Source organism: Maritimimonas sp. 2210JD6-3 (assembly GCF_056591795.1).
Map to the genome: position 1 here is coordinate 1 of NZ_JBWQOJ010000124.1, position 219 is coordinate 219.

At 47.5% G+C, this 219-nt stretch carries 1 protein-coding gene; it reads right to left on the bottom strand.

Going from position 1 to position 219, the window contains the following annotated elements:
* Positions 1–219, bottom strand: a 219-nt coding sequence (locus AC1EUY_RS16230; RefSeq protein ID WP_480196596.1) for a hypothetical protein, incomplete at both ends; no start/stop codon positions are given.

Genomic DNA, 219 nt, shown 5'->3' on the forward strand with positions numbered 1-219 from the left:
GTAGTCGTAGCCGTAATAGCACCCACACAATTATCAGTAGCCGTAGGAGCACTTACACTCGCCGTACACTCACCACTTACATCTGGTAAACTCGCTACATCAGGCGTTGGGGCCGTAGTATCATCTATAATAACATTCTGGGTCTGCGTCGTTATATTACCATTACCATCATCATACGTCCACGTTACCACCGTAGTACCCTGTGCCGTTATTGGGAAG